Source organism: Cupriavidus sp. UYPR2.512, assembly GCF_000379565.1.
GTDB lineage: Bacteria > Pseudomonadota > Gammaproteobacteria > Burkholderiales > Burkholderiaceae > Cupriavidus.
In genome coordinates this window covers 1-1,918 of record NZ_KB903043.1, presented here as the reverse complement: position 1 = coordinate 1,918, position 1,918 = coordinate 1, and the positions used below count along the sequence as shown (strand labels likewise).

The window sequence follows — 1,918 nt, the reverse complement described above, 5'->3', positions numbered from 1 at the left end:
AATTCTAGCGGATCACGGCGGAAATCGGCGAAAGTCATACCCACAAAGGACTTCAGGCAAATTTGGCAGCCTTGAGAAACCCGCAACCAGTTGTTTATCTCGAGCCTTGCATTTTGACGGTCGGGATGATGGCCTTCCCCCTTGGCGGAAGACAGTACAATTTGCAGATCACGGGTTGAGCGTCACCGAAATTTTGAGGCCGTCGCCGGTGACCTTTGCCGAGTCAGTCTTCACCGATGCAGTCTTGGTCTTCTCTACGCTGCTGCCAGCCAACGCACCTACCGTCACACGCTTGCCACTGATACCGGTTGTGGCGAACGTCACGGGGAACCTGCTTACCGACTTCGGCGTGAGCGTATCAATCTGCGCCTGGGTAAGCGAACCGGCAGACTTTAGCTTGTCGAGGAACACGGTGAACGGAAGGTTCAGCGAACCGCCGTTAGCGCTGGAGAAAAGATTGTCGGCGCTAATGTTTGTCAGCGTAGCTGCAGCCGCCAGCGTGCCCCTGATTCGGAAAGAATAGGTCGTGCCGGCAGGCACCGCTGCGTTGGTCAGCTGCGCACCGTTGAAGGTCAGAGTCACGTTCTCGATGATGATATCCACCCGGTTGCCGCCGTAGGCGTAGCTGAAACCCGCACGTACCGCCGATTCGCCTCCTCTGAACGGGTCACCATGCTTTGCAACCGCGACCTGAATGGAGTTCAACGTGCCGCCCGTTGCCGTAATCGAATCGGTAATCGGGTAAGACGTATCGTTAATCGTCAGATTGGATAACAGCAGATAGTTCTTCAGGGTGACTGCGGCCGCTATGTTGTCGATGGCTGTGCTATCCACAGCGCTGCCCAGGTTGCTAGCTGCCTGCTGAATCTTGTCTGCATTGCCAGTAGATACCGCATCCCCGAGTTGAGCCAGCTTCGAAGTGTTCGACGCATCGTTCAGTGCTGCGGACGTAACTGCTTTAACCAGGGAAGTCATCGTCGTCGATTGGGCACTCTCCCTGACCGCGTTGAGCGATCCGCTCGCCTTAAGCGCTGCCAACGTATCGGCCGGGGTACCGCTCAGCGTGATTGCGTTAAGCGAAGCATCTACGCTTGCTACTTGACTAGCAATCACCGGCCCAGTTAACGCGGCAACATTTGCAGCTACTGCGGTGATGTTTGATTGCAAGTTTGTCGGTAAGCCGCTCTTGGCGTTCTGCACAGCGCTCGATACCACAGTAGAAACCAGTGTGCTATTCGTCAAGTCAGCGTTGCCGGAGGCGCTAGCGAGTGCAGAGGATGCTGCTGCAGCAGCATCCTCTGCACTCAATGTGCCGTCGGTCGACAGGCCTGTCAGCGTCTTCGCGACTTGATCAACCAGTTGCTGCACCACCACCGCTGCCTTCAGCGCGACGGCGTCCTGGAGCGGGTCCAGAGTGGCCAGGTCTTTGCCTGCCAGACCCAGCTTCGTAGCAAAGGCTGCAGCTTGCGTCGCGCCAAGTTGGACAGCCAGCGTGGTCAGCGGAGAGATCACCGGCGTCACGCCCACTTTGTACTCCACCGGCGGGGCCTGAAGTACGCCAGTGAATGGGAGATTGGTACCAATATCTGTACCGCCGGCAACCTTCAGCCCGCTCTTGGTGCAACCGTCAGGAAACGTGAAGTCGCCATTGAAATTTGTCATGGTGGTCTTGTTGTCGCAATCGAGGAACGTAACTGTCGCTCCTGACAGGTAGAAGTCCACCGCCTTACCTTGCACGGTAGCAGAAGGCTTGGAAGGGGAATCGCCGCCGCCNCCGCAAGCTACCAATGTTGCGGCTGTGGCCGCGATGATGCCGAATGTGNGGATGTTCCGGGTCTTGGTTTGCACGTTTCTCTCCTGAGATCGAACTTCAGTACGTCAATACATGGAGACTTCCTAGCGCTATACGCTTGGGTCG

General features: G+C 56.8%; 1 protein-coding gene. It reads right to left on the bottom strand.

Going from position 1 to position 1,918, the window contains the following annotated elements:
* Positions 1–168: 168 nt before the first annotated feature.
* Entirely contained in the window at positions 169–1,848 is a 1,680-nt protein-coding gene (locus A3A5_RS0119165; RefSeq protein ID WP_018312150.1) for a hypothetical protein, read from the bottom strand.
* Between the last annotated feature and the right edge of the window lie 70 nt (positions 1,849–1,918).